This is a genomic window from Pseudomonas sp. P106(2024) (assembly GCF_057480815.1).
In genome coordinates this window covers 1-1,132 of sequence record NZ_JBLIYU010000043.1, presented here as the reverse complement: position 1 = coordinate 1,132, position 1,132 = coordinate 1, and the positions used below count along the sequence as shown (strand labels likewise).

Sequence of the window (1,132 nt, the reverse complement as noted above, 5' to 3'; positions counted from 1 at the left end):
CGGGCGCGCAGCGCCCAGAGGATGAAACCAACCAGCGTAACGGCAAGAGTGGCAAGACGGTTTTGACCGGCGATGGCCCGCTGCGGCTGGAAATTCCTCGTGACCGAGACGGCAGTTTTGCGCCCATTCTCATCCCCAAGCATGAGCGGCGGTACACCGGTTTCGATGACAAGATCATCGCCATGTACGCCCGTGGCATGACGGTCAGAGAGATCCGAGCCTTTCTGTCCGAGCAGTATGGAACAGAGGTCTCACCCGACTTCATCAGCTCTGTGACAGACGAGGTCATGGAAGAAATTGGCGCGTGGCAGCAGCGGCCACTGGAGCCCATGTACCCGGTCATTTTCTTCGATGCACTGCGGGTGAAGATCCGCGAAGAAGGCTTGGTGCGCAACAAGGCCATTTACTTGGCGCTGGGCGTTCTACCCGACGGGACGCGCGATATCTTGGGCATCTGGATCGAGAACACCGAGGGTGCGAAGTTCTGGATGAAGGTCTTTAACGATCTCAAGACACGTGGTGTCGAGGATGTGCTGATTGCCGTGACCGATGGCCTCAAAGGCATGCCAGAGGCTCTCAGCGCCGTGTTTCCAGAGACGACGCTGCAGACGTGCATCGTGCACCTGATCCGCAACAGCCTGGACTTTGCAGCCTGGGACAAGCGGCGGGCACTGGCCAAGGCGCTCAAGCCGATCTACCAGGCCATCAACGCCGAAGCGGCTGAGCAGGCACTCGATGAGTTTGAAAACGGGCCCTGGGGCAAGCAGTATCCAACGGTCGTTGCGGCCTGGAGACGCGCCTGGGATCGAGTGATTCCCTTCTTTGTCTTCCCACCAGCCATCCGGAAAGTGATCTACACCACCAACGCCATCGAGAGTATCAATGCCCAGCTGCGCAAGATCATCAAGACCCGAGGCCATTTCCCGAACGATGACGCAGCTACCAAGCTGATCTGGCTGGGGCTGCGAAACATCACGGCGAACTGGGGCTCAGCGGCGCATGATTGGAAAAGTGCGATGAATCAATTCGCGATTTTGTACGGAGATCGGTTCATCAGGCCGACCTGGTGAAAGTCAGGGCCTGCCTGACGGCAGGCCGTTACCGGCCCGCACACAAAAAATCTGACACTTCC

1 protein-coding gene is annotated in these 1,132 nt (G+C 58.4%); it reads left to right on the top strand.

The window, feature by feature from the left end; translation table 11 throughout:
* On the top strand, positions 1-1,070 hold a 1,070-nt coding region (locus AC25M7_RS25430), incomplete at its 5' end, for an IS256 family transposase (RefSeq protein ID WP_486971631.1).
* Between the last annotated feature and the right edge of the window lie 62 nt (positions 1,071-1,132).